Raw genomic sequence first — 20,061 nt, 5'->3', positions numbered from 1 at the left:
GCATCGATTCGCAGGGTGCCGCATCCCTTTGCAAAGCACCCTCCCCGCATGCACTTCTTCAACTAAACCTGACCCGAACAAAAAAGGCTCCGGAGCCGATGCCCCGGAGCCAATCATTCAGAAAATATTATGAAGGTCAGGCAGCGATTGGAGCCGCCTTGCGTACGCCTTCATCAACATGCTCTTCAAACTGCGCGAAGTTGTCGATGAACTGCTTGACCAGCGTCTGCGCCGTACGGTCATATTCTGCCGGATCGGCCCAGGCACCGCGTGGGTCGAGCAGCTTGGAATCAACACCTGCCACGGCAACGGGAACCTCGAAGCCAAAGTTCGGATCTTCCTTGAACTCCGCATCGTTCAAGCTGCCATCCAATGCCGCATTCAACAAAGCGCGCGTGGCCTTGATCGGCATGCGCTTGATGCCGTCCATCGTGGCTTTGCCGCCCGACCAACCGGTGTTGACCAGCCAGCACTTCACGCCGCCCTTGGCGATCCGCTCCTTCAGCAGGTTGCCATAGATCGAAGGGTGACGCGGCATGAACGGCGCGCCGAAGCAGGTCGAAAATGTCGCTTCAGGCTCGGTGACGCCGATCTCCGTCCCCGCGACACGCGCGGTGTAGCCCGACAGGAAGTGGTACATCGCCTGATCCGGCGTCAAACGCGCGATAGGCGGCAGAACGCCATACGCATCGGCGGTCAGGAAAATGATGTTCTGCGGCACCGGACCAAGGTTCTTTTCCGAGCAGTTCGGGATGAAGTCGATCGGATAGGAACCCCGGCTGTTCTCCGCCAGAGAGTTGTCATCCAGGTCGATCTTGCGCGTCACAGGATCGATAACGACGTTCTCAAGCACCGTCCCGAAGCGACGCGTAGTGGCATAGATCTCAGGCTCGGCCTCTTCCGAAAGGCGGATCACCTTCGCGTAGCAGCCGCCCTCAAAGTTGAAGACCGCCGTATCCGACCAACCATGCTCGTCATCGCCGATAAGGGTACGGCTTGCATCTGCCGAGAGCGTTGTTTTACCGGTGCCTGAGAGGCCAAAGAATACAGCAGTGTCGCCATCAGGACCGATATTGGCCGAACAGTGCATCGGCATGACGCCCTTCATCGGCAACAGGTAATTCAGGATGCCGAAGACCGACTTCTTCATCTCGCCGGCATACGCCGTGCCGCCGATGAGGATCAGCTTTTCGGAGAAATTTACGGCCACAACCGTCTCGGTGCGCGAACCGTGACGCTCGGGATCGGCGCGGAAGCTGGGAAGATCGATGATCGTGTATTCTGGCGCAAAATCCGCAAGTTCATTGCTCGTCGGACGAACCAGCAGTGTGCGGATGAAAAGATTGTGCCATGCAAATTCGTTGATGACCCGCACGTTCACGCGATGCTCGGGCTGCGATCCGCCGAACAGGTCCGCGACGTACAGCTTATCCTTCGTGGCTAGCTCAGCGAGGAAATCCTGCTTGAGCGCGGCGAAATGCTCTGGTGTCATGGGCACGTTTGTCTTGCCCCACCAAACGGTGTCCTCGGTCTCGGCGTCCTTGACGATGAATTTGTCCTTTGCCGATCGTCCAGTGTGCTTGCCGGTCGCTACGACAAACGGTCCATCCACCGAAAGTACGCCTTCGCCGTTCTTGACCGCCTGCTCGACGAGGGGAGCCGTGCCGAGGTTAGCGAAGATCTGTGCCTTCGTCTCAATGCCCTGTTTTTCGAGCGGGTAGCCAAGCGAAGTAGTCAATTCATTTCCTCCAAAACACCTAGTCGATCCGGGTATTCCCGTCGACGCCTCGAGATTCTTGCGCAAGAATCGGCCCGGTAACTATAAGGCTGTATTCCCTTCGGCCAAAACGGTAATAATTGGAACCGTCAAGCAGATAGGCGTGCCAGTCTTGGTCGTATTTTCGCTTTGGTTTGATCCGATTGTAATTCTGAGGCGGACCCGTTAACGGCTGCAGGTCCGACATCGCACAAGGGACCACCATCACAATGGCTGATGCGGAATCGCACACGGGCCCTACTGTGGAAGACAATCAGGTTTCCGAGTACCGGGTTCCCGATGAGCCAGCTTCTGAAGGGAAGTACTCAATCGCATTGGTCGATGACGATCGGAACATACTCGCCACGTTGTCGATAAGCCTTCAAGCCGAGGGATTTTTGACCCGAATCTACGCGGATGGCGAAACTGCCTTGAAAGCATTGCTTGAAAACCCACCCGACTTGGCAATTTTTGATATTAAGATGCCGCGCATGAATGGTCTTACCTTGCTGCAGGAACTCAGAGAACGATCACGTCTGCCAGTAATCTTTTTAACATCAAAAGACGAAGAACCGGATGAAGCGTTGGGTCTTGCCCTAGGAGCAGACGATTACATTGCGAAGCCATTCAGCCAGCGATTGCTGATAGCTAGGATACGGGCGATACTAAGGCGAAGTGAGCTGGCAAAGGCTGAACCAGATATATCATCGGCGTCTGACCTGCCGGATCGAGTCATGCGTGGTCATCTGATGCTTGACCCGGCCCGTCATCAAGTTGCGTGGAAAGAGCAGCTGGTATCCCTAACTGTAACGGAATTCCTTATATTAGAAGCGCTGGCAACGAGACCGGGCATAGTTAAAAGCAGAAATCAGCTTATGGATGCTGCCTATAGCGAAGACGTGTACGTGGATGACCGAACCATCGATAGTCATATCAAGCGTCTCCGCCGCAAGTTTCGTGCAGTTGATCCAGAATTTTCTGCAATAGACACCCTTTATGGGGCCGGATATTCTTTTACCGATGGCTGATGAACTTCGGGGCACGCCACGGGCCGGATGGAAGTTAAAACTAAGGGTCTCTTGGAGCATTTCGCTAACTGCCCGTATCTTGGCGGTTAACGTTATTGCTTTGGCATTGCTCGCTGGCTCACTTTTCTACATCGACAGCTATCGTCGCGAACTGCTTGCCGAAAGGTATCGACTTGCGGAAAGCGAGGCAGATATTACCGCGGACGCTTTAGCTGACGAAAGCGTTGAGGGTCGTCTGTTTCTGATCGCGAGAATCGGAGTTGAACAAAAATTACGTCTACGCCTGTTCGATCCGCAAGGTCGCATGGTCGGTGATAGCTTTGCGCTTGCCCCAGCGTCGTATGCCCTGATCGACCCAACCACAGAACCTTGGTATCAGGACGCTGCCAGGATGCTAGACCGAGGCATGGATTTTATGTTGGGCGCTCCGCCCATTCCGCATTTTGATGACCCAGGGGATGCGAATGCCTCGGCATGGCCAGAAATCGCGGCGTCACTGGCCAGTGGTACTACCAGAATAAGCCACAAATCCGCTCCCGACAGAACACCGGTAATTATAGCGGCCACGCCGGTAGGCAGGGATGGATCATCCATAGTGATCACTCGGAATGCTCGCGACATCACCGAGAATGTCCGAATGGCGCGTCAAACCCTCGCGTTTATCGTCGGGGGGGCGTTAGGGGTTTCGGTACTGCTCTCTCTGTTTCTTGCTCGCACGATAGTCGACCCATTACGGAAACTAGTTCGCGCTGCTGTCCGCGTTCGTTTGGGGCGTGACAGGAGCGTAATTGTTCCTCGTCTGCCGGACCGGCGTGATGAAATCGGCCTCTTGGCACGCGCTATCTCGGATATGAGCAGCGCGCTTCGGCAGCGAATTGACGATGTCGAGAGTTTTGCGGCAGATGTTGCTCACGAATTGAAAAATCCTCTTACGAGCTTGCGGAGCGCCCTTGAAAGCTTGGAGCGCGTGGATCAGCCCCACCTACGACGACAGCTTATCAACATCGCGCAGGATGATGTAAGGCGCATCGATTTCTTGGTCACGGAAATCGCGGATGCAAGCCGCATCGATGCGCAACTCAGCCGCACCACGTTTGAGCCATTCGACATTGGTGAGTTGGTGACTGGCCTAGCCGGAGAAAGAAATCGACGTGGCGTCAACGGAACTTGCGTTGTTTCGATCATCGACAACAGTGCCGGCAAATCAACGATCGTCGCCGGCGACGTGCCGCGTTTGGAGCGGGTTCTGCAAAACCTTCTGGATAATGCGGTTTCCTTTTCCCCCCCGAATGGAGCCATCTCGATTGGGTTGGATTGCGATGCTAGACGGATCAACGTAGCGATATCCGATCAGGGGCCCGGAATTCCGGCGGCCTCACGCGAAAAGATTTTCGAACGATTTCATTCTTTTCGTCCTTCAAGTGAGGAGTTCGGCAGACACAGCGGACTGGGCTTGGCTATTGCCCGGACCATCGTCGAAGCGCACTACGGGACACTGACAGCCGGTGATCGAAAAGATGGCCAGCAAGGGGCAATGATGACGATCTCTTTGCCGACGTGGCAATCTGAGCCCGTCCGATGATGACAGGGCGAGCGCGGCAATCGACATGCGTCTCGCTCTTAGGCCGTGGAGTTCTGATCGAGGGGGCATCAGGAAGCGGCAAATCCAGCTTGGCGATGGCGTTGATAGACAGAGGCGCTGATCTGGTGGGCGATGATTCCGTGTTACTGGAAGTTGTTGGATCGCGTTTGATCGCGCGCCCTCACCCGCGAACTCAAGGAGTTATGGAAGTTCGGAACCTCGGACTTTTACCATACAAATATGTCGAAGCGGCGCCCGTCTCGCTCTTGGTGCTATTGGATGGCGATGCTGATCGCTTCATTGATGCTGCTGAGATGATTGGCGTTCTCGGGATCCAATTGCCATCGGTACGCCTATGGCCAAATTCTGGCGTATTGCCTATCAAGGTCGAACTGGCGTTAGCGCACTATGGGTTATCCTGACCAACGAAGTTATCTGCTTCACTTTCCTGCCAGTGAAGCGCAAAATGCGCAGTCATATGGGAACTCAATCGACAGGCATCGATAAATCCGAAGCAACACGTCCAAAGCAGCATGTGATGCTGGTGACAGGCATGCTCGGCGCGGGAAAGACCACTGCCCTGCGGGCTTTGGAGGACTTGGGCTGGGAGATCATCGATAATCTGCCGATCCGACTTTTGGAGCCACTGCTTCATCCCGAAACAGACACAGCATCAACTACGCAGCGATTGATTGCCATCGGGATCGATTCACGTACGCAGGGGTTTGATGCTCAGCTAATTATCTCTTTAGCGACGCGCCTAGCCTCTCAAATAGACGTGACCATCAGTACATTGTTCTTGGATTGCACAAGCCGCGAATTGGAACGTCGATATAACGAGACGCGTAGAAGACATGCTTTGGCATCCGATACTCCGGTTTCCGCTGGCATTCGCGCCGAACGGGAGTTGCTAAGTCCGTTGCGTGGTTGGGCGGATCTCCTGATTGATACCACGGAATACACCACCAACGATCTTCAATCGGTTATCCGCGATCGTTTTGCGTCGAGCGATCCAGGTGAAATGACGGTCACGTTATCAAGCTTTGGTTTTGCTCGAGGTATGCCGCCGATCGCAGATTTGATTTTTGATATGAGATTTCTGAGCAATCCGCATTGGGATATCAACTTGCGTCCATTGACGGGGCTGAACGAAGATGTCGGTAACCATATTAAGATGGATCCCGCCTTCGATGGCGCTGTTAGCCGGATCCAAGACTTGCTGCTTTTCCTGCTCCCGCAGTACCGGACGCAGGGCAAGGCTTACGTTCATATAGCTTTCGGCTGTACCGGCGGCCGGCATCGTTCCGTATTTACGGCTGAGCACATCGCTGTGGCCTTGCGTAGCGCGGGATTTTCGCCCACATTGCTGCACCGCAACCTGGGCTCACGTACGGCAGATCTTCTTGAAGGAGCCTTGCCGCGTGAAAAATGAGACAATCGTCCGGGTGCACCCGCAGGATTTTCGGAGCGCACTCCCGACATGATCGGCTTGATTCTGGTGACCCACGGCAACCTTGCCGAGGAGTTCGTACATGCGATGGAACACGTAGTCGGAACGCAAACCGATATATCAACCATCTGCATCGGTCCGAATGATGACATGGAGCGCCGCCGATCCGAGATCGCCGAGGCTATTGCCCGTGTCGATAGCGGTCTCGGCGTAATTATCCTCACAGATCTGTTTGGTGGAACGCCGTCAAATCTCGCGATATCCTTGATGCAGGCGGGTAAGGTGGAAGTCATTGCCGGTATCAACCTGCCGATGCTCATCCGGCTAGCAAAGGCGCGTGCTAGCCTGCCGGTAAAAGAAGCGGTGTCTGCCGCGCGCGATGCAGGTCGGAATTACATAACGATAGCGAGCGAATATCTGGGGCAGGACGCATGACAGACGTCATTGATACGGTCATGATCGTCAACAAACGGGGTTTGCATGCACGCGCCAGCGCCAAGTTTGTCAATCACGTTGCCGAGTTACCGCAGACGGTAAGTGTAAACGTTTCCAAAGACGGAACCAGCGCCGCCGGCGGCTCAATTCTGGGTTTGATGATGCTCGGTGCTGCCAAGGGTGACACAATCCAGATTTCATGCACCGGGGACGGTGCAGAAACAGCGTTGGCGGTACTGACGGATTTAGTTCGCAATGGATTTGGCGAGGAATAAGGTGTCTTCGCAAGACTGGCGTGATTCCGCTCAACGGCGAACGATCACCGGATTTTCAAACCCACTAGTGAAGTTTCTGCGATCCCTCAGGGATAAGAAGCACCGTAAACGTGAGGGGCGGTTTCTAGCGGAAGGCTTGCGCCTGCTGACCGACGCTCGCGAGTGCGGATTGCTACCCGAAATTCTTATCATGGCTATTGGCCGTGCACCTCATCCGCTATTGGAAACACTTGAACAAGCTGTCCTCATTGCGGGGGGCGAAGTGATTGAAATGGATCTGGATATACTGGCAAAGGTCACCGGGAAGGAAAACCCTCAGGCTGTTGCAGGCGTGTTCAAAGAGTTCGGCACTAGTCTAACGGAAATAGATAGAACTTCGGCCCCAATTTGGCTGGTTGCGCAGGCGTTGCGCGATCCTGGCAACTTGGGAACGATGCTACGCACTGGTGATGCAGTCGGGGCTGGCGGGTTAATACTGCTCGACGATTGCGCGGATCCATTTTCCGTGGAGGCAGTCCGCGCCAGCATGGGAGCTATTTTTACTCAAAGAGTGGCCCTTGCCCGTTGGGACGAATTCCATATCTGGCTCCGTGGCGGCAATGGTCAATTAGTTGCTGCGTCGTTGCGTGACCCAACCGACTATCGCCAGGCGAATTACACATCGCCCTGCTTCCTGATGGTAGGAAACGAGTCTCAAGGGCTTCCGCCTGCGTATGAAGAAGCGTGCGATCTGCGTGTTACCATTCCAATGCTCGGGATGGCAGACAGTTTGAACGCCGCCGTGGCCGGCGCAATACTGGCCTACGAGGCTTTGGCATATCTTAAAAAATCTGACTGAATATCAGTCTTGCTCGTCGAGCCGGGCGACATTTACCTCCGCAAATCGGGGGGCAGATTCGACCAACGTCACTTCCTCGGAAATTTCCCGCTTTCCAATCTTAATGTGCTTATCACTCAGCCTGCGGGCTCTGCTCATCACGTTACCTTCGTATGTCCTGACAAAATCGTTGAAGCTGTTCACTGCCCTCCCAAGGTGCGTACCTACTTTACCAAGATCGTCCTGCGTCTTGGCGATACTATCATACAGGTCGCTGCCGAGCTTGCCGATTTCCCGGGCTTCGCGGGCAAGTCCTTCCTGTTGCCAGACCTGAGCGATCGTTCGCGCAATGGCCACCAAGTTGGTCGGACTGGCCAACAGGACGCGACGGTCGAAGGCATAATCCCACAGGCTGGAATCATGCTCCAGAGCGGCAGCTATGAAATGCTCACCGGGAACGAACATGATGACGTAGTCTGGAGCATTTTCGAATTGGCTCTGATAGCTTTTCGCACCCAGCGACTGGATATGGTTGCGCATTGAAGTGGCATGTGCGTCGAAAAATGCCGCCCGGATGGTTTCGTCTTCGGCGTCAAAAGCGTCTTGATAGGCGTTCAATGATACCTTGGCGTCGATCACCAACTGCTTGTTACCGGGTATACGGACTATCGCGTCAGGACGCAGGCGCCCTTCATCAGTGTTGATGGACAATTCCGTCTGAAAATCTGTGTGCTCGGTCAGCCCGCATTGTTCAAGTACATTTTTGAGTTGCTGCTCACCCCAGCGGCCTCGCGCTTTCGGCGCATTACGCAACGAATTGCCGAGCCGGACGGCTTCGGCACGCACCAATTCCTGGCCGACACGCAATGCTTCAATCTGGCCGTTCAATTGGCCGAAGGCATCCATCCGCCTGGCTTCTAGTGCAGCAACTTGCTCTTCATAACTTTTCAGGCGTTGGCCCACCGGCGCGAGCAACGTTGCAATCCTTTCGGCGTTGCTTTTCTCGCTCTGCTCAAAACGGGCGCCTGCGCTTTTCAGGAATGCATTTTGCGCGCTTTCCAGCACTTTGGCGCCAGCATTTTCGAATTCCTTGCCGAGCACATTTTGCGCCTCCAGCAGCAGTCGTTTCTGCTCTTCGAAATTGGCGGACTTTTCACGCAGCGTCGCCAGTTCTGACGTCAACTCGCGTTGTTCGCGCCGGAGCGTATCAAGCATCGCCGCATGCTCGGTGCGAGTGTTGTTCAGCGCGTCTGTTAGCGAGATCCTAGTCCGTTCTAACACCGACTGGTGCTCGCTCCGAAGCGAGTCCAACGCGGCAGCATGTTCCTGACGGGATCGGTCCAGAGTTGCAGACAATTCGTCCGCCCGGCTTGCGCGTTCACGTGCCGCTTCCAAGTCGGCGAACGCCCTTAAAAATTTGGCGTCTACTTCTCGGGCTTCTCTTTCCCTAGTCTCCGACTGGGTCCGCCAATGAGCAGCCACGCGGGACCCAGCTAGCCATCCCAAAAAGGTTCCAAATCCCACAGCGACCAAGATTGCGACATACAGTTCCATGTCGCTCGACTAGCAGGAACGTTTGAAGAACGCTAGTTCGAAGCCCGCATTAGGTTCTCCATCTCGCTAACAAAACTCAGGCAGCCTTGCGAAGCTTTTCCAACTTTTTGAGCGCCATCTGTTTTTTTAAACGTGACAGATGGTCGATGAACAAAATGCCTTCCAGATGGTCCATCTCATGCTGCAGGCAGATGGCGAAAAGACCGTCCAATTCCTCTTCATGCACAATGCCATCAAGATCTTGCCAACGCGCCCTTATCCGAGCGGGACGCTCCACATCAGCGTAGATTTCTGGGACTGAAAGGCAGCCCTCTTGGTACACCATGACATCGTCGGACGGATCAAGAATCTCGGGGTTTATAAATATGCGCGGTTCGAGCTTTGTCGGTTGGTGAGTATGATGATGATCACCATGGGAATGGCAGACCTCGGGCTCGGCATCACGATCTTCCGGCTGAAGATCGATAACCAGTACGCGTAGGGGCACGCCAACCTGGATCGCTGCCAACCCTATGCCAGGAGCATCATACATAGTCTCGAACATATCTGCGACGAGGGTCCGCAGTTCGTCGTCGAATGTCTCTACCCGAGATGACACCTGCTTGAGGCGTGGGTCGGGCGTTTCTAGGATTTCGCGAATAGCCATAGCCAGCAGATAATCACATTGGCCCATTTTCGCAAGAATCAGCTTAGGGTCAATCCAAGCGAAAGACGTGGTGCGCTCTAACCTAGCGGCCGTCTGGCCCGGATCGCTTGGGCGAGGGTGCCTTCGTCCAAATAGTCCAATTCTCCGCCGACGGGTAGGCCATGTGCCAACTGTGTCGTTCTGACGGGAAACTGTTCCAATCGTTCTGCTACGTAATGTGCAGTAGTCTGACCTTCGAGCGTGGCATTGGTAGCAAGCAGCACCTCATCAATACCGCCCCCGGCTACCCTTCCTAAAAGGCTGTCAATCGCCAGATCTTCGGGCCGAACGCCGTCCAATGCCGACAGTCGGCCTCCAAGGACATGATACTTGCCGGTGAACAATTTTGCCCGGTCGAGCGCCCAGAGATCGGCCACCTCCTCCACCACACATATGGAGCGCGCATCCCGCCTTGCATCGGTGCATATTCCGCAAGGATTCTCGGTATCGATGTTTCCGCAAACGTCACATTCCACCAGCGTTTCTCGGACGCTGCCCAAGGCGTCGACCAATTGCACCAGCGCGGTCTCCCGTCGCTTTATCAGCCATAGCACCGCGCGTCGTGCCGAGCGCGGTCCAAGCCCGGGCAGCCGGGACAACGCGGCGGTCAACGTCTCTATCTCTTGCGATGCCATGAATCGAGAGATAGTGCCTGCCCTCGCCCTTAGAAAGCCCGTCGGAGAGTTCCCCACATATGCGCGTGATTTTTATGGGAACGCCGGATTTTGCCGTCCCGGCCCTAGTTGCTCTCGTCGAAGCGGGGCACGAGGTGATTGCGGTGTACACCCAGCCACCCAGGCCGGGGGGGCGGAGGGGCAAGGAATTGACCCCCTCCCCTGTTCAGCGTGAAGCAGAATCACGGGGGATCGAAGTTCGGTATCCGATCTCCCTCAAAGGGCCGGACGAGCAGGACGCGTTCGCAGCGCTCGAGGCCGATATCGCCGTGGTGGCGGCATATGGGCTGGTCCTCCCGCAAGCGGTTTTGGATGCGCCGCGGTTGGGGTGTCTCAACATCCATGCCTCGATATTGCCCCGCTGGAGGGGAGCCGCACCGATTCAGCGTGCTATTCTGGCTGGCGATCCGACGACCGGGATCACCATCATGCAGATGGAGGCCGGGCTGGACACAGGCCCGATGCTGGCGACGTTGCGAACGACGATCGAGGCTAAGACTGCCGGGGAACTGACTTCCGAACTCGCGGAAAAAGGGGCGCAGCTGCTCATCGGCACCTTGCGGGATCTGGCGGTCCATCGCGCGGTCCGGCAGCCGGAAGACGGCGTGACCTATGCCCGGAAGATCGAAAAATCCGAGGCGAAGATCGATTTTCAGCAGACGGCGAGCGAGGTGGAGCGGCAAATTCGGGCGTTCACTCCGACTCCCGGCGCTTTCTTCGAGCTTGAAGGGGAGCGTTACAAGGTGCTTTCGGCATCGGTTGTAGAGGGTGCTGGCGAGGCTGGCATTACGCTTGATGATGCTCTGGCAGTGGCCTGCGGTTCGGGGGCTATCCGGGTGACACGCATCCAGCGGGCGGGGAAGCCGGTTATGGATGCGGCTGATCTATTGCGTGGGCGGCCCATCGCGGCCGGTGTGAAGCTTGCTTGAAGGCAGGTGGCCTGAATGACCCGTTTTGCGCTTACTCTGGAATTTGACGGCGGTCCTTTCATGGGATTGCAGCGGCAGGCGCATGGGCCTTCGGTGCAGCAGGCGGTGGAGGACGCTGCCTATGCGGTGACCGGCGAGAAAGTGGTTATGCATGCCGCCGGGCGAACCGATGCGGGGGTCCATGCCGTCGGGATGCGAGCGCATATCGATGTGGCCAAGCCGCTGCCTGCATTCCGGCTGATGGAGGCACTGAATGCGCTGCTGCGGCCTGATCCTGTAGCGGTGCTGGATTGCATGGAGGTTGCGGATGACTGGCATGCCCGGTTTTCCTGCGTTGGGCGGTCCTACATCTACCGAATTGCCAATCGCCGTGCGCCTCTGACCTTGGAGCGGGGCAAAGCGTGGCAGGTTGGCAAGCCGCTGGACGCCGAGGCGATGCACCGGGCGGCGCAGGCGCTGGTGGGGCGGCATGACTTTACGACGTTTCGCTCCGCCCACTGCCAGTCTGCGTCTCCGCTCAAATCGCTGGATCGGCTGAGTGTTCGCCGGGAGGGTGAAATGGTGCTGATCGAGGCGGAGGCGCGCAGTTTCCTGCATCATCAGGTCCGCTCCATGGTCGGATGCCTGGCGCTGGTCGGCATGGGCCGGTGGAGCGAGGATCAGGTCGGCAACGCACTGGCAGCGAAGGATCGGCAGGCGCTGGGACTGAATGCGCCGCCGGATGGACTTTATTTCGTGAGGGCCACCTACCCCGACGAATGACCTGTCTGTCAGGGGTCTAGTTGATGAAAGTCATGCGGGCGAGGCATGCTTATAGGGCCAAACCGGGACTGCACGCATGATGGCAAGAAAGAGCCACAGGCATCATAGCACCGGCTGGCGATGTAGGAAAATCATCGGAACCGTTCGACCAGATGCAAAGGGCGCGGCTCCCGCACCGGAAGCCGCGCCCATTAGCACGTTACCAAATAGAGCCTGTCAGGCTTTGCCGACGACGCTTTCCGGCAGATCCTTGCCGAACACGCGCTGGTAGTATTCCGCGACCAGCATCCGCTCCGTCTCGTCGCACTTGTTGAGGAACGAGAGGCGGAATGCGAACCCGACGTCGTTGAAGATCGCCGAGTTCTGTGCCCAGGTGATGACAGTACGCGGGCTCATCACCGTGGAGATATCGCCGTTCATGAAGCCCTGGCGCGAGAAGTCCGCGACTTTGACCATGTTGGCGATCGTGCCGGCATCGACCTGCGGCACTTTCTTGGACACGATCGAGGTTTCGGTGTCCGCCGGCAGGTAATTCAGCGCGACGACCAGGTTCCAGCGGTCCATCTGGCCCTGGTTGATCTGCTGCGTGCCGTGATAAAGGCCGGAGGTATCGCCAAGGCCCACCGTGTTGGCGGTAGCGAACATGCGGAAATGCTGGTCCGGGCGGATGACGCGGTTCTGATCGAGCAGCGTCAGCTTGCCCTCGGTTTCCAGGATGCGCTGGATCACGAACATCACGTCCGGGCGGCCCGCGTCGTATTCGTCGAATACCAGAGCGACCGGATGCTGCAGCGCCCAGGGCAGCAAGCCTTCGCGGAATTCGGTCACCTGCATGCCGTTGCGCAGCACGATCGCGTCACGGCCGATAAGGTCGATACGGCTGATATGGGCGTCCAGGTTGATGCGGATGCACGGCCATTTCAGACGCGCGGCAACCTGTTCGATGTGCGTGGATTTGCCAGTGCCGTGATAGCCCTGAACCATTACGCGGCGATTGTAGGCAAAGCCCGCAAGGATCGCCAACGTGGTGTCCGGTTCGAACACGTACGTCTCGTCTAGGTCAGGAACGCGTTCGTCCGCCACCGAAAAGGCGGGCACCTTCATGTCGATATCGATGCCGAACGTTTCACGAACGTCCACTTCGATGTCGGGGGCAGCGAGCACGGTAGCGTCGCGGTTTTCGGCGGTGATGGTCTTGGATTCTGTCATTGCAGGCTACCGCCTAATGGACGGGGCGCAGCATCGCAATAAGCTTTGGCAATGATAACGCTTTAGCTGGTCAAATTGGCAGGAAGGCTGAACAGGTCGATCACCCGCTGGGCCAGACCTTCGTCACCCTCGATCCGCAACTGGCCTCCCGCCTCCTCGATCGACCACTTGCCGTAGAACACCGGCAGGTAGGCCGAAGCGCTCCCCGCGATGAAGCGGATATCCGGCGGCATGTCATCCGGTTGGGCCGTGCGAATGTTCAACTCCCCGGCCCCCAGATTGCCGATGAAATGTTTGTCACCCACATCGAAGCCAATCGTGATGGCAAGATCGCCTATCCGTTCGGGCCGGATCATCGTGCGCATGGACAGCATCAACGACACCGGGGTTATCGGCAATGTCGGATCGTGGAGCGTAGAGCTTACCGCCCAACGCCCAAGCTCCTGCATGACAGGCTCGAGCGCATATCCCCACCTCGTCAGTCCATAGACCTGAGCCGATGCCGGTGGTGGCAAGGTTTCGCGACGGACGATGCCATTCTTCTCCAGCGTTTCGAGGCGTTCGGTCAATGTCTTGGCGCTCAGACCGGGTAATTCGCCCCGTATCTCTCCGAAGCGTCGCGGACCGAGCATCATTTCGCGCACGATCGGCAAGGCCCATCGTTCTCCGATAAGCTCCATTCCGAACGCAGCACCACAGGCATCGCCATACCACCGACCGTGTGGTTGGTCGGATTTCGAGAGGGCCTGCGCTGACTTAGTTTCTTTTTGTAACTTCATGGTTGCTTTTAGTTACTGCTCGTCGCAGGTTTGTGCAAGAGGCGATTCGCAACCAAAGCCCATATTCAGGAGAGATCACATGACCCGCATGCTGTTCGTGAACCTTCCCGTCACCGATCTGGACCGCGCCAAGTCGTTCTATTCCTCTCTCGGTTTCGTCAACGAGCCGCGCTTTACCGATGATACCGCAGCCTGCATGGTCTGGTCGGAATCAATCTACGTGATGGTCCTCACTCACGACAAATGGCGCACGTTCACGAACCGCCCGATCCCTGACAGCGGATCGAGCGAAGTGATGCTCTGCCTGTCTTGCGACAGCCGTGATGAGGTGAACAAGCTGGCCGACATCGCCGGAGCCAACGCGGGCACGAGCGACATCAATCCGCCGCAGGACTATGGTTTCATGGCCAGTCGCAGCTTCACCGACCCCGACGGTCATATCTGGGAAGTGATGTGGATGGATCCGGCGGCGGCCTCGGGCGAAATGGAAGTGCCGACAACCGTCTGAACGGACTTCGGGAGACAGAGACGATGCCGATCGATCACAACGCCGAGATCGAAATCACGGCCTTCGAATGGGTGCCGAAATTCGCGCAAGGCCAGGTCCGCGACTTGCGACCGCGCTGGGCGTGCGAGGAATTCGGGCTTTCGTACAAGGTTCGGCTGATCAGCGCGATCGATCGGCCCGCGTGGTATTATGCCGATCAGCCGTGGGGGCAGGTTCCCTTCATGCGGGACGGTGAACTGCGGATTTTCGAAAGCGGCGCCACGCTGATCCATCTGGCTGAGAAAGCGGGGCAGTTGCCCCCCGTGGGCACGCAGGAACGGGCCACGGTGCTAAGCTGGATGCTCGCGGCGTTCAGTTCGATCGAGCCGTATCTCATGGAATTTTCCAAGATCGATGTATTCAACGCGAAGGAAGAATGGGCGCAGCAGCGTCGCCCCTCGCTGGTCGAGGAAATTGCGGTGCGGCTCGCGCGGCTGGAAACCGCGCTGGGCAAGTCTGAGTGGCTGGCCGGCTCGTTCTCGATCGCGGACATTGCGATGGCATCGATCCTGCGGCCGTTTCCAGAGGAAATCCTGTCGCGGCACCCTGCCCTCGCCGCCTATGTGGAACGGGCAGAGCAGCGCACTGCATTCCGTCGCGCGCTGGAAGGCCAAATCGCGCCATTTGCCGAAAACAAGCCGACCAAGCAGAAGGAAGGAGCCTGAATCATGAGCTACGTAGACGGATTCCTGCTGGCCGTTCCCAAGGCCAACAAGGACAAGTTCATCAAGCATGCCGAGCTGGGCGACTCCATCTTCATGGAACAAGGAGCCACTCGCATCCTGGAATGCTGGCAGGACGATGTGCCTCACGGCAAGCAGACCGACTTCTTCCGCGCGGTGCAGGCGAACGAGGACGAGGCCGTCGTCTTCAGCTGGATCGAATGGCCCGACAAGGAAACCCGCGACAAGGCGATGGGCAAGATCGAGGAGCTGATGAAGTCTGATCCCCGCATGAACCCGGAAACCAACCCGATGCCGTTCGATGGAATGCGCATGATCTACGGCGGATTCACACCCGTCGTTACCCTGGGAGCATAAGCCATGACCAATCCGACAGGCAGCTTCATCTGGTATGAACTGATGACCAGCGATCCCGAAGCGGCGGGGACGTTCTACGGCGATGTCGTGGGCTGGCGGTTTGGCGCCAACGAAATGCCCGGCGAAGGCATGGACTACCGCATGATCGAGCGAGTCGATGGCGGCGGCGGACCGTGCGGCTACACCGGCGGGGTGCTTGCCCTTACCGACGAGATGATCGGACAGGGCGCAAAGCCGGGTTGGTTGGGCTACATCTACGTGCCCAACGTCGATTCCGCGGTGGAGCGGATCGTCGCGGATGGAGGCCAAGTCCATATGCCGGCCGAGACACTCGACGGCGTAGGGCGCTTTGCAATGGTTGCCGATCCCTTCGGCGCGACGTTCTATCTGATGACGCCGCAGCCGCCCGAGGACAATCCCGATGCCAGCAGCGACGTCTTTACAGTCGACCAACCGCAAACCATCCGCTGGAACGAGCTGGTCACCCCCGATGACGATGGCGCCGTCGATTTCTACGCCAGGCACTTCGGATGGACGCAGGAGGGCGCGATGCCGATGGGCGCCCTGGGGGACTACCGGTTCCTGCAGGTGGGCGGTGTCGGCATCGGCGCGGTGATGCGCAAGGCGGATGTCATGCCGGTGGAAGGCTGGTCCTACTACATCGGCGTGGATGACATCGACCGAGCCATAGCCGCCATCACCAGCGGCGGCGGCAAGCTCCACGGCGAACCGCAGCAGATCCCGGGCGGCGAGTACAGCGTCCATGCCTTTGATCCACAGGGCGCGTTCTTCGGGTTGGTCGGGCCTCGCCAAGCCTAGTCGTCATGGATTGACGGCGCGGCTTTGTACCCGCAATGTTCCGCCAAGCGAGTCCTTGAGGGAGAGAGTGAATGGCCGACTACACATTCTACACCAACCCGATGTCGCGCGGTCAGATCGCACGCTGGGCGCTCCACGAAGTCAACGCGGACTACCGGCAGGTGCTGGTGGACTGGAAGGACAAGCCGAAGGACTTCATCGCCACCAATCCGATGGCCAAGGTGCCGACCATCGTCCACCACGCCCAGGGCGGCGACCGCGTCGTTACCGAAGCCGCCGCGATCTGCCTCTACCTCTCTGAGATGCACCCGGAAGCGGGCCTGTTGCCCAACGATGCGGACATGGCGGATTACTACCGCTGGACGTTCTTCGCATCCGGTCCGATCGAGCAGTGCATCACCTCGCGCGCGCTCAAGTTCGAACCCAAGCCTGATCAGGAAATGATGGCGGGCTGGGGCAGCTTCGACCGCACCATGCATGCTTTGGACGAGAAGCTGCAGGCCACGACCTGGGTTTGCGGCGATCGGTTCACGATGGCGGATGTATACGTGGGCAGTTCGGTGGATTGGGGTCTGACGTTCGGGATCCTGCCGCCCCTCCCCTCGCTCGTCGCCTATGCCGAGCGCTGCCAGGCCCGGCCTGGCTACAAGGCCGCGAAGGCCGTGGATGCCAAGCTGATCGAGGATGCCAAGAAATGAGTGATCCCATCAAGAACCGCATCTGCCTGTGGTACGCAGGCGACGCTCAGGATGCCGCTGAATTCTATGCGTCCGTCTTCCCCGACAGCGCCGTGAAATCGATCGTGCGATCGCCTACGGACTATCCTGATGGATCGGCGGGCGACGTGCTGGTCGTCGAATTCACCGTAATGGGGATAGAGTGCATGGGCCTGAATGGGGGAAATCAGTTCCACCCTTCCGAGGCGTTCTCTTTCCAGGTCGCAACGGATGATCAGGAGGAGACCGACCGCTACTGGAACGCCATCGTCCAGAACGGAGGCGAGGAAAGCGCGTGCGGCTGGTGCCGAGACAAGTGGGGCCTCTCTTGGCAGATCACCCCGCGCATCCTTACCCAAGCCCTGTCCAGCCCCGACCGCGCTGCCGCCAAACGCGCGATGGAAGCGATGATGACCATGCGGAAGATCGACGTGGCGACGATCGAAGCAGCCTTTGCAGGGGAAAGTGACCGTGCCGGTTGATCTAAATCACACCATCGTGTGGTGCCGGGACCGGATTGCGTCGGCCGATTTCTTCGCGACGATCTACGGCCTTCCTGATCCGATGGACCTGTTCCGCTTCCGGGTCGTGCGGCTGGGCAATGGTGTTTCGCTGGACTTTGCCGACAAGGAAGGCGCGGTATCGCCGCAGCATTACGCGATGCTGGTGGATGAGCCGACGTTCGACGGCATCCTGTCCCGCCTGACCGAGCGCGGGCTTACATACTGGTCCGACCCCGCCCGCACCCGCGCCAACGAAATCAACCGCAACGATGGCGGCAGGGGCCTCTATTTCGAGGACCCCAACGGCCACGTGCTCGAAGCGCTGACGGTCCCGTACGGCGGCTGGCCAAAGGAGGCTTCATGACACTCGCGCTCTATGGCCATCCGTTTTCGTCCTATACCTGGAAAGCGTTGATCGCGCTCTACGCCGCCGATCTTGAATTCGACTTTCGCATTACTGATCCGGACCATCCGGAAAATGTCGCTGTGGTGCAATCAGCCGGTCCGCAGGGAAAGTTTCCCGTGCTGCGCGACGGGGATGTCCTGATGTTCGAAGCCACGTCGATCATCGAATACTTGTCGCTCCACCATGCCGAGCCGGACATGCTTGTCCCCTCGGACGCTGATACCGCCACGATGGTACGCATGCTGGACCGCGTATTCGACAACTACGTGATGGCACCGATGCAGGATGTCGTGAACGAATACATTCGCGACGCCGATAATCCCGACGCTGCCCGTGTTGCCGAGGCGCGGTCAAGGCTGGATCGCAGCTACGCTTGGCTGGAAGGCTGGCTGCAGCACTATCCGTCGGATGGCCGTGTCACCTTGATCGAATGCGCGGCTGCGCCGTCGCTATTCTATGCCGACTGGGTCCACCCGATCCCCGACGCCCTGCCCCGCCTGCGCGAGTGGCGTACCCATCTTCTGAGCCTGCCGCCCGTGTCCCGTTGCGTCGAAGCGGCCCGGCCATACCGCGAGTATTTCCCACTAGGTGCGCCCGACAGGGACTGACTTACGCGCCAACAAGGAGAGTTCCATGTCCAACGAACTGTCGATCACCCGCTACATCGCCGCCCCGCCTTCGAAAGTCTGGGAAGTGTTGGCGGACCGCCAGAACGAATGGTGGTGTCCCACCCCATGGCGCGCGGAAGTGGATGTGCAGGATCGCCGACCGGGCGGCGTCTGCCGTCTGACGATGTACGGCCCTGACGGCGAAGTCATGCCTCAGAACGGTATCTATCTCGCGTTCGAGGAAGGCCGACGGTTCATTACGACCGACGCCATCGTTGAGGACTTTCAGCCGTCAGGCCCGTTCATGATCGGAATTTGGGAAATCGCCCCCGAAGGCGACGGCACCCGCTACACCGCTACCGCTCGCCACTGGACCGAGGAAACCTGCAAGCAGCACGACGAGATGGGGTTCACCGAAGGTTGGATCGCCTGCGCGGAGCAGCTTGCGGCGATCTGTGAAAAGGAAGCGGGCTGAACGGCGCGATCGGGCGCTTGATCAGGCGCCCGATCAAGCGAATGCCGCGGCTTTTCGCAACAGTTGGTATGCCTCGACCACGGCCTGCAGTTTGACAGCATGGCCGTGGTCGCCGCCGTTGTGATCGGGGTGGTACTGGCGCAGCAGCCGCGTGTATCTCAGGCGCATGGTCTTGCGATCGACATCACTGTCCAGCCCCAGCGCTTCAAGGGCACGCCTTTCGCCCGGCGTGAACCGTGCGTTCTCGGGGCGCATGTCCGCGCGGCGGCGATTGATGTGCGCCTTGGCACGGGCATGGATCGCTTCGAGCGGATCGGCAAAATCCGTCCAGCGGGGCGATTCGTCCACTCCGGCGTCTGGGCGAAAGGCCCGCGTCTGAGTCTCCCATCCGTGCAGCGGAGACTGCGCGCGCAGGATTTCCTCGGTGTCCATCCCGTCGAAGTAATCGTACCCGGAATTGAATTGGCGGACGTGCTCCAGGCAGAACCAGCGGTAGTCGCCCGGCCCGTCAAAACCGGAGGGGCGGCCCCCCGGCGCGCGGAATTCGCCCGCTTCCCTGCAACCCGGCCAGGTGCACTCCCGCCCGGTCGATTCAAACCTGCCATGAAATCTATGCTGTCTCACCGGCTTTTAGATGGGGCAATGATCGCCTAAATGGAACCCCATGACCGGACCACTTGCAATCGAAATGCGGCAGTTGCTGACCGCAGCCTTCCAACCCACCGCGCTTGACGTGGTCAATGATTCCGCCAGCCACAGCGGGCATACCGGCGATGATGGCAGCGGCGAATCGCACTTCACCATCTTGATAGAGAGTGACCAGTTCGCGGGCGTCTCGCGCCTGCAACGCCAGCGGATGGTCAATGCCGCGCTGGGCGACATTCCCGGAAATCGGGTTCACGCGGTGGCGATAAAGGCACGCGCGCCGGGCGAGTAAACTGGTGTGTCGGCTCCGCTCGGATCGGGGCCGGCGACATCTCGATAAAACGGATCGCGTTTTCGCGGCGCTGCA

At 58.3% G+C, this 20,061-nt stretch carries 26 protein-coding genes; 19 read left to right on the top strand and 7 right to left on the bottom strand.

What is annotated here, in order from left to right; all coding sequences use genetic code 11:
- Positions 1-136: 136 nt before the first annotated feature.
- Complete coding sequence (locus ACZ1JM_RS06655) at positions 137-1,738, bottom strand: phosphoenolpyruvate carboxykinase (RefSeq protein WP_465134055.1); 1,602 nt, start codon at positions 1,736-1,738, stop codon at positions 137-139.
- 248 nt (positions 1,739-1,986) lie between these two features.
- Between ACZ1JM_RS06655 and ACZ1JM_RS06650 the strand changes: the two genes are divergently transcribed.
- Genes ACZ1JM_RS06650 through ACZ1JM_RS06620 form a run of 7 tightly spaced genes read left to right on the top strand, consistent with a single transcriptional unit; the run spans position 1,987 to position 7,364 of the window.
- Positions 1,987-2,784 (top strand): response regulator transcription factor, encoded by a 798-nt coding sequence (locus ACZ1JM_RS06650; protein ID WP_465134054.1) that lies wholly within the window; start codon positions 1,987-1,989, stop codon positions 2,782-2,784.
- Positions 2,777-4,366, top strand: a complete 1,590-nt coding sequence (locus ACZ1JM_RS06645; RefSeq protein ID WP_465134053.1) for a sensor histidine kinase — start codon at positions 2,777-2,779, stop codon at positions 4,364-4,366. The genes ACZ1JM_RS06650 and ACZ1JM_RS06645 overlap by 8 nt, the downstream gene beginning before the upstream one ends.
- Complete coding sequence (locus ACZ1JM_RS06640; RefSeq protein ID WP_465134052.1) at positions 4,363-4,788, top strand: HPr kinase/phosphorylase; 426 nt, start codon at positions 4,363-4,365, stop codon at positions 4,786-4,788. Before ACZ1JM_RS06645 ends, ACZ1JM_RS06640 begins: the two co-directional genes overlap by 4 nt.
- 56 nt (positions 4,789-4,844) lie before the next feature.
- Entirely contained in the window at positions 4,845-5,798 is a 954-nt protein-coding gene (gene rapZ / locus ACZ1JM_RS06635; protein ID WP_465134998.1) for an RNase adapter RapZ, read from the top strand.
- A 48-nt stretch (positions 5,799-5,846) separates the two neighbouring features.
- Positions 5,847-6,251, top strand: a complete 405-nt coding sequence (locus tag ACZ1JM_RS06630; RefSeq protein ID WP_465134051.1) for a PTS sugar transporter subunit IIA — start codon at positions 5,847-5,849, stop codon at positions 6,249-6,251.
- Positions 6,248-6,526, top strand: coding sequence for an HPr family phosphocarrier protein (locus tag ACZ1JM_RS06625; protein ID WP_465134050.1), 279 nt, complete (start codon positions 6,248-6,250; stop codon positions 6,524-6,526). The genes ACZ1JM_RS06630 and ACZ1JM_RS06625 overlap by 4 nt, the downstream gene beginning before the upstream one ends.
- Complete coding sequence (locus ACZ1JM_RS06620) at positions 6,507-7,364, top strand: TrmH family RNA methyltransferase (protein WP_465134049.1); 858 nt, start codon at positions 6,507-6,509, stop codon at positions 7,362-7,364. The genes ACZ1JM_RS06625 and ACZ1JM_RS06620 overlap by 20 nt, the downstream gene beginning before the upstream one ends.
- A 3-nt stretch (positions 7,365-7,367) precedes the next feature.
- Here ACZ1JM_RS06620 and ACZ1JM_RS06615 read toward each other — a convergent pair whose 3' ends face one another.
- The 3 genes from ACZ1JM_RS06615 to recR all read right to left on the bottom strand — a co-directional run bounded on the left by ACZ1JM_RS06615 (position 7,368) and on the right by recR (position 10,217).
- Entirely contained in the window at positions 7,368-8,897 is a 1,530-nt protein-coding gene (locus ACZ1JM_RS06615) for a DNA recombination protein RmuC (RefSeq protein ID WP_465134048.1), read from the bottom strand.
- A 76-nt stretch (positions 8,898-8,973) separates the two neighbouring features.
- Positions 8,974-9,543: a peptide deformylase gene (gene def / locus ACZ1JM_RS06610; protein ID WP_465134047.1), complete on the bottom strand. Its 570-nt coding sequence runs from the start codon at positions 9,541-9,543 to the stop codon at positions 8,974-8,976.
- Positions 9,544-9,620: 77 nt separating this feature from the next.
- On the bottom strand, positions 9,621-10,217 hold the full coding sequence (gene recR / locus ACZ1JM_RS06605) for a recombination mediator RecR (protein ID WP_465134046.1): 597 nt from the start codon (positions 10,215-10,217) through the stop codon (positions 9,621-9,623).
- Between the two features lie 59 nt (positions 10,218-10,276).
- Between recR and fmt the strand changes: the two genes are divergently transcribed.
- A complete protein-coding gene (gene fmt, locus ACZ1JM_RS06600) occupies positions 10,277-11,185 on the top strand; it encodes a methionyl-tRNA formyltransferase (protein ID WP_465134045.1) in 909 nt (302 codons plus the stop codon).
- A gap of 15 nt (positions 11,186-11,200) precedes the next feature.
- Positions 11,201-11,947 (top strand): tRNA pseudouridine(38-40) synthase TruA, encoded by a 747-nt coding sequence (gene truA / locus ACZ1JM_RS06595; RefSeq protein WP_465134044.1) that lies wholly within the window; start codon positions 11,201-11,203, stop codon positions 11,945-11,947.
- Between the two features lie 216 nt (positions 11,948-12,163).
- Here truA and cobS read toward each other — a convergent pair whose 3' ends face one another.
- Both cobS and ACZ1JM_RS06585 read right to left on the bottom strand, forming a co-directional pair.
- Complete coding sequence (gene cobS, locus ACZ1JM_RS06590) at positions 12,164-13,156, bottom strand: cobaltochelatase subunit CobS (RefSeq protein WP_465134043.1); 993 nt, start codon at positions 13,154-13,156, stop codon at positions 12,164-12,166.
- A gap of 62 nt (positions 13,157-13,218) precedes the next feature.
- Positions 13,219-13,935, bottom strand: a complete 717-nt coding sequence (locus ACZ1JM_RS06585) for a winged helix-turn-helix transcriptional regulator (protein WP_465134042.1) — start codon at positions 13,933-13,935, stop codon at positions 13,219-13,221.
- A gap of 79 nt (positions 13,936-14,014) precedes the next feature.
- Here ACZ1JM_RS06585 and ACZ1JM_RS06580 point away from each other — a divergent pair, with 79 nt between their 5' ends.
- The 9 genes from ACZ1JM_RS06580 (at position 14,015) to ACZ1JM_RS06540 (ending at position 19,049) form a co-directional block, all read left to right on the top strand.
- The gene (locus ACZ1JM_RS06580) at positions 14,015-14,443 is read left to right on the top strand and encodes a VOC family protein (RefSeq protein WP_465134041.1); all 429 of its coding nucleotides are present in this window, start codon (positions 14,015-14,017) and stop codon (positions 14,441-14,443) included.
- Between the two features lie 23 nt (positions 14,444-14,466).
- Positions 14,467-15,147: a glutathione S-transferase family protein gene (locus ACZ1JM_RS06575; RefSeq protein ID WP_465134040.1), complete on the top strand. Its 681-nt coding sequence runs from the start codon at positions 14,467-14,469 to the stop codon at positions 15,145-15,147.
- A gap of 3 nt (positions 15,148-15,150) precedes the next feature.
- The gene (locus ACZ1JM_RS06570) at positions 15,151-15,522 is read left to right on the top strand and encodes a DUF1428 domain-containing protein (RefSeq protein WP_465134039.1); all 372 of its coding nucleotides are present in this window, start codon (positions 15,151-15,153) and stop codon (positions 15,520-15,522) included.
- 3 nt (positions 15,523-15,525) lie between these two features.
- Positions 15,526-16,341, top strand: coding sequence for a VOC family protein (locus ACZ1JM_RS06565; RefSeq protein ID WP_465134038.1), 816 nt, complete (start codon positions 15,526-15,528; stop codon positions 16,339-16,341).
- Between the two features lie 71 nt (positions 16,342-16,412).
- Positions 16,413-17,039 carry a glutathione S-transferase family protein gene (locus tag ACZ1JM_RS06560; protein ID WP_465134037.1) on the top strand — a complete coding sequence of 209 codons (627 nt, stop codon included), beginning with the start codon at positions 16,413-16,415 and terminating at the stop codon, positions 17,037-17,039.
- Complete coding sequence (locus tag ACZ1JM_RS06555; RefSeq protein WP_465134036.1) at positions 17,036-17,539, top strand: VOC family protein; 504 nt, start codon at positions 17,036-17,038, stop codon at positions 17,537-17,539. The genes ACZ1JM_RS06560 and ACZ1JM_RS06555 overlap by 4 nt, the downstream gene beginning before the upstream one ends.
- Positions 17,529-17,924 carry a VOC family protein gene (locus tag ACZ1JM_RS06550; RefSeq protein WP_465134035.1) on the top strand — a complete coding sequence of 132 codons (396 nt, stop codon included), beginning with the start codon at positions 17,529-17,531 and terminating at the stop codon, positions 17,922-17,924. The genes ACZ1JM_RS06555 and ACZ1JM_RS06550 overlap by 11 nt, the downstream gene beginning before the upstream one ends.
- A complete protein-coding gene (locus ACZ1JM_RS06545) occupies positions 17,921-18,574 on the top strand; it encodes a glutathione S-transferase family protein (RefSeq protein WP_465134034.1) in 654 nt (217 codons plus the stop codon). The genes ACZ1JM_RS06550 and ACZ1JM_RS06545 overlap by 4 nt, the downstream gene beginning before the upstream one ends.
- 25 nt (positions 18,575-18,599) lie before the next feature.
- The gene (locus ACZ1JM_RS06540; protein ID WP_465134033.1) at positions 18,600-19,049 is read left to right on the top strand and encodes an SRPBCC family protein; all 450 of its coding nucleotides are present in this window, start codon (positions 18,600-18,602) and stop codon (positions 19,047-19,049) included.
- Positions 19,050-19,082: 33 nt separating this feature from the next.
- Here ACZ1JM_RS06540 and ACZ1JM_RS06535 read toward each other — a convergent pair whose 3' ends face one another.
- Positions 19,083-19,673 carry a J domain-containing protein gene (locus tag ACZ1JM_RS06535; protein ID WP_465134032.1) on the bottom strand — a complete coding sequence of 197 codons (591 nt, stop codon included), beginning with the start codon at positions 19,671-19,673 and terminating at the stop codon, positions 19,083-19,085.
- A gap of 40 nt (positions 19,674-19,713) precedes the next feature.
- Between ACZ1JM_RS06535 and ACZ1JM_RS06530 the strand changes: the two genes are divergently transcribed.
- On the top strand, positions 19,714-19,986 hold the full coding sequence (locus tag ACZ1JM_RS06530; protein ID WP_465134031.1) for a BolA family protein: 273 nt from the start codon (positions 19,714-19,716) through the stop codon (positions 19,984-19,986).
- Positions 19,987-20,061: the final 75 nt, after the last annotated feature.

Source organism: Novosphingobium sp. BL-S-24 (genome assembly GCF_055521575.1).
Note: the sequence above shows the minus strand (reverse complement) of the source record. Positions and strands in the feature narration are given on the sequence as shown.

Coding starts and splice junctions, on each gene's coding strand:
- recR (WP_465134046.1), bottom strand. CDS start 10,217: ATGGCATCGCAAGAGATAGAGACGTTGACCGCCGCGTTGTCCCGGCTG.
- ACZ1JM_RS06575 (WP_465134040.1), top strand. CDS start 14,467: ATGCCGATCGATCACAACGCCGAGATCGAAATCACGGCCTTCGAATGG.
- rapZ (WP_465134998.1), top strand. CDS start 4,845: ATGGGAACTCAATCGACAGGCATCGATAAATCCGAAGCAACACGTCCA.
- ACZ1JM_RS06650 (WP_465134054.1), top strand. CDS start 1,987: ATGGCTGATGCGGAATCGCACACGGGCCCTACTGTGGAAGACAATCAG.
- def (WP_465134047.1), bottom strand. CDS start 9,543: ATGGCTATTCGCGAAATCCTAGAAACGCCCGACCCACGCCTCAAGCAG.
- ACZ1JM_RS06585 (WP_465134042.1), bottom strand. CDS start 13,935: ATGAAGTTACAAAAAGAAACTAAGTCAGCGCAGGCCCTCTCGAAATCC.
- ACZ1JM_RS06580 (WP_465134041.1), top strand. CDS start 14,015: ATGACCCGCATGCTGTTCGTGAACCTTCCCGTCACCGATCTGGACCGC.
- ACZ1JM_RS06555 (WP_465134036.1), top strand. CDS start 17,036: ATGAGTGATCCCATCAAGAACCGCATCTGCCTGTGGTACGCAGGCGAC.
- ACZ1JM_RS06530 (WP_465134031.1), top strand. CDS start 19,714: ATGACCGGACCACTTGCAATCGAAATGCGGCAGTTGCTGACCGCAGCC.
- ACZ1JM_RS06625 (WP_465134050.1), top strand. CDS start 6,248: ATGACAGACGTCATTGATACGGTCATGATCGTCAACAAACGGGGTTTG.
- ACZ1JM_RS06545 (WP_465134034.1), top strand. CDS start 17,921: ATGACACTCGCGCTCTATGGCCATCCGTTTTCGTCCTATACCTGGAAA.
- ACZ1JM_RS06640 (WP_465134052.1), top strand. CDS start 4,363: ATGATGACAGGGCGAGCGCGGCAATCGACATGCGTCTCGCTCTTAGGC.
- fmt (WP_465134045.1), top strand. CDS start 10,277: ATGCGCGTGATTTTTATGGGAACGCCGGATTTTGCCGTCCCGGCCCTA.
- ACZ1JM_RS06570 (WP_465134039.1), top strand. CDS start 15,151: ATGAGCTACGTAGACGGATTCCTGCTGGCCGTTCCCAAGGCCAACAAG.
- ACZ1JM_RS06645 (WP_465134053.1), top strand. CDS start 2,777: ATGGCTGATGAACTTCGGGGCACGCCACGGGCCGGATGGAAGTTAAAA.
- ACZ1JM_RS06560 (WP_465134037.1), top strand. CDS start 16,413: ATGGCCGACTACACATTCTACACCAACCCGATGTCGCGCGGTCAGATC.
- ACZ1JM_RS06620 (WP_465134049.1), top strand. CDS start 6,507: ATGGATTTGGCGAGGAATAAGGTGTCTTCGCAAGACTGGCGTGATTCC.
- ACZ1JM_RS06540 (WP_465134033.1), top strand. CDS start 18,600: ATGTCCAACGAACTGTCGATCACCCGCTACATCGCCGCCCCGCCTTCG.
- ACZ1JM_RS06615 (WP_465134048.1), bottom strand. CDS start 8,897: ATGGAACTGTATGTCGCAATCTTGGTCGCTGTGGGATTTGGAACCTTT.
- ACZ1JM_RS06565 (WP_465134038.1), top strand. CDS start 15,526: ATGACCAATCCGACAGGCAGCTTCATCTGGTATGAACTGATGACCAGC.
- cobS (WP_465134043.1), bottom strand. CDS start 13,156: ATGACAGAATCCAAGACCATCACCGCCGAAAACCGCGACGCTACCGTG.
- ACZ1JM_RS06630 (WP_465134051.1), top strand. CDS start 5,847: ATGATCGGCTTGATTCTGGTGACCCACGGCAACCTTGCCGAGGAGTTC.
- truA (WP_465134044.1), top strand. CDS start 11,201: ATGACCCGTTTTGCGCTTACTCTGGAATTTGACGGCGGTCCTTTCATG.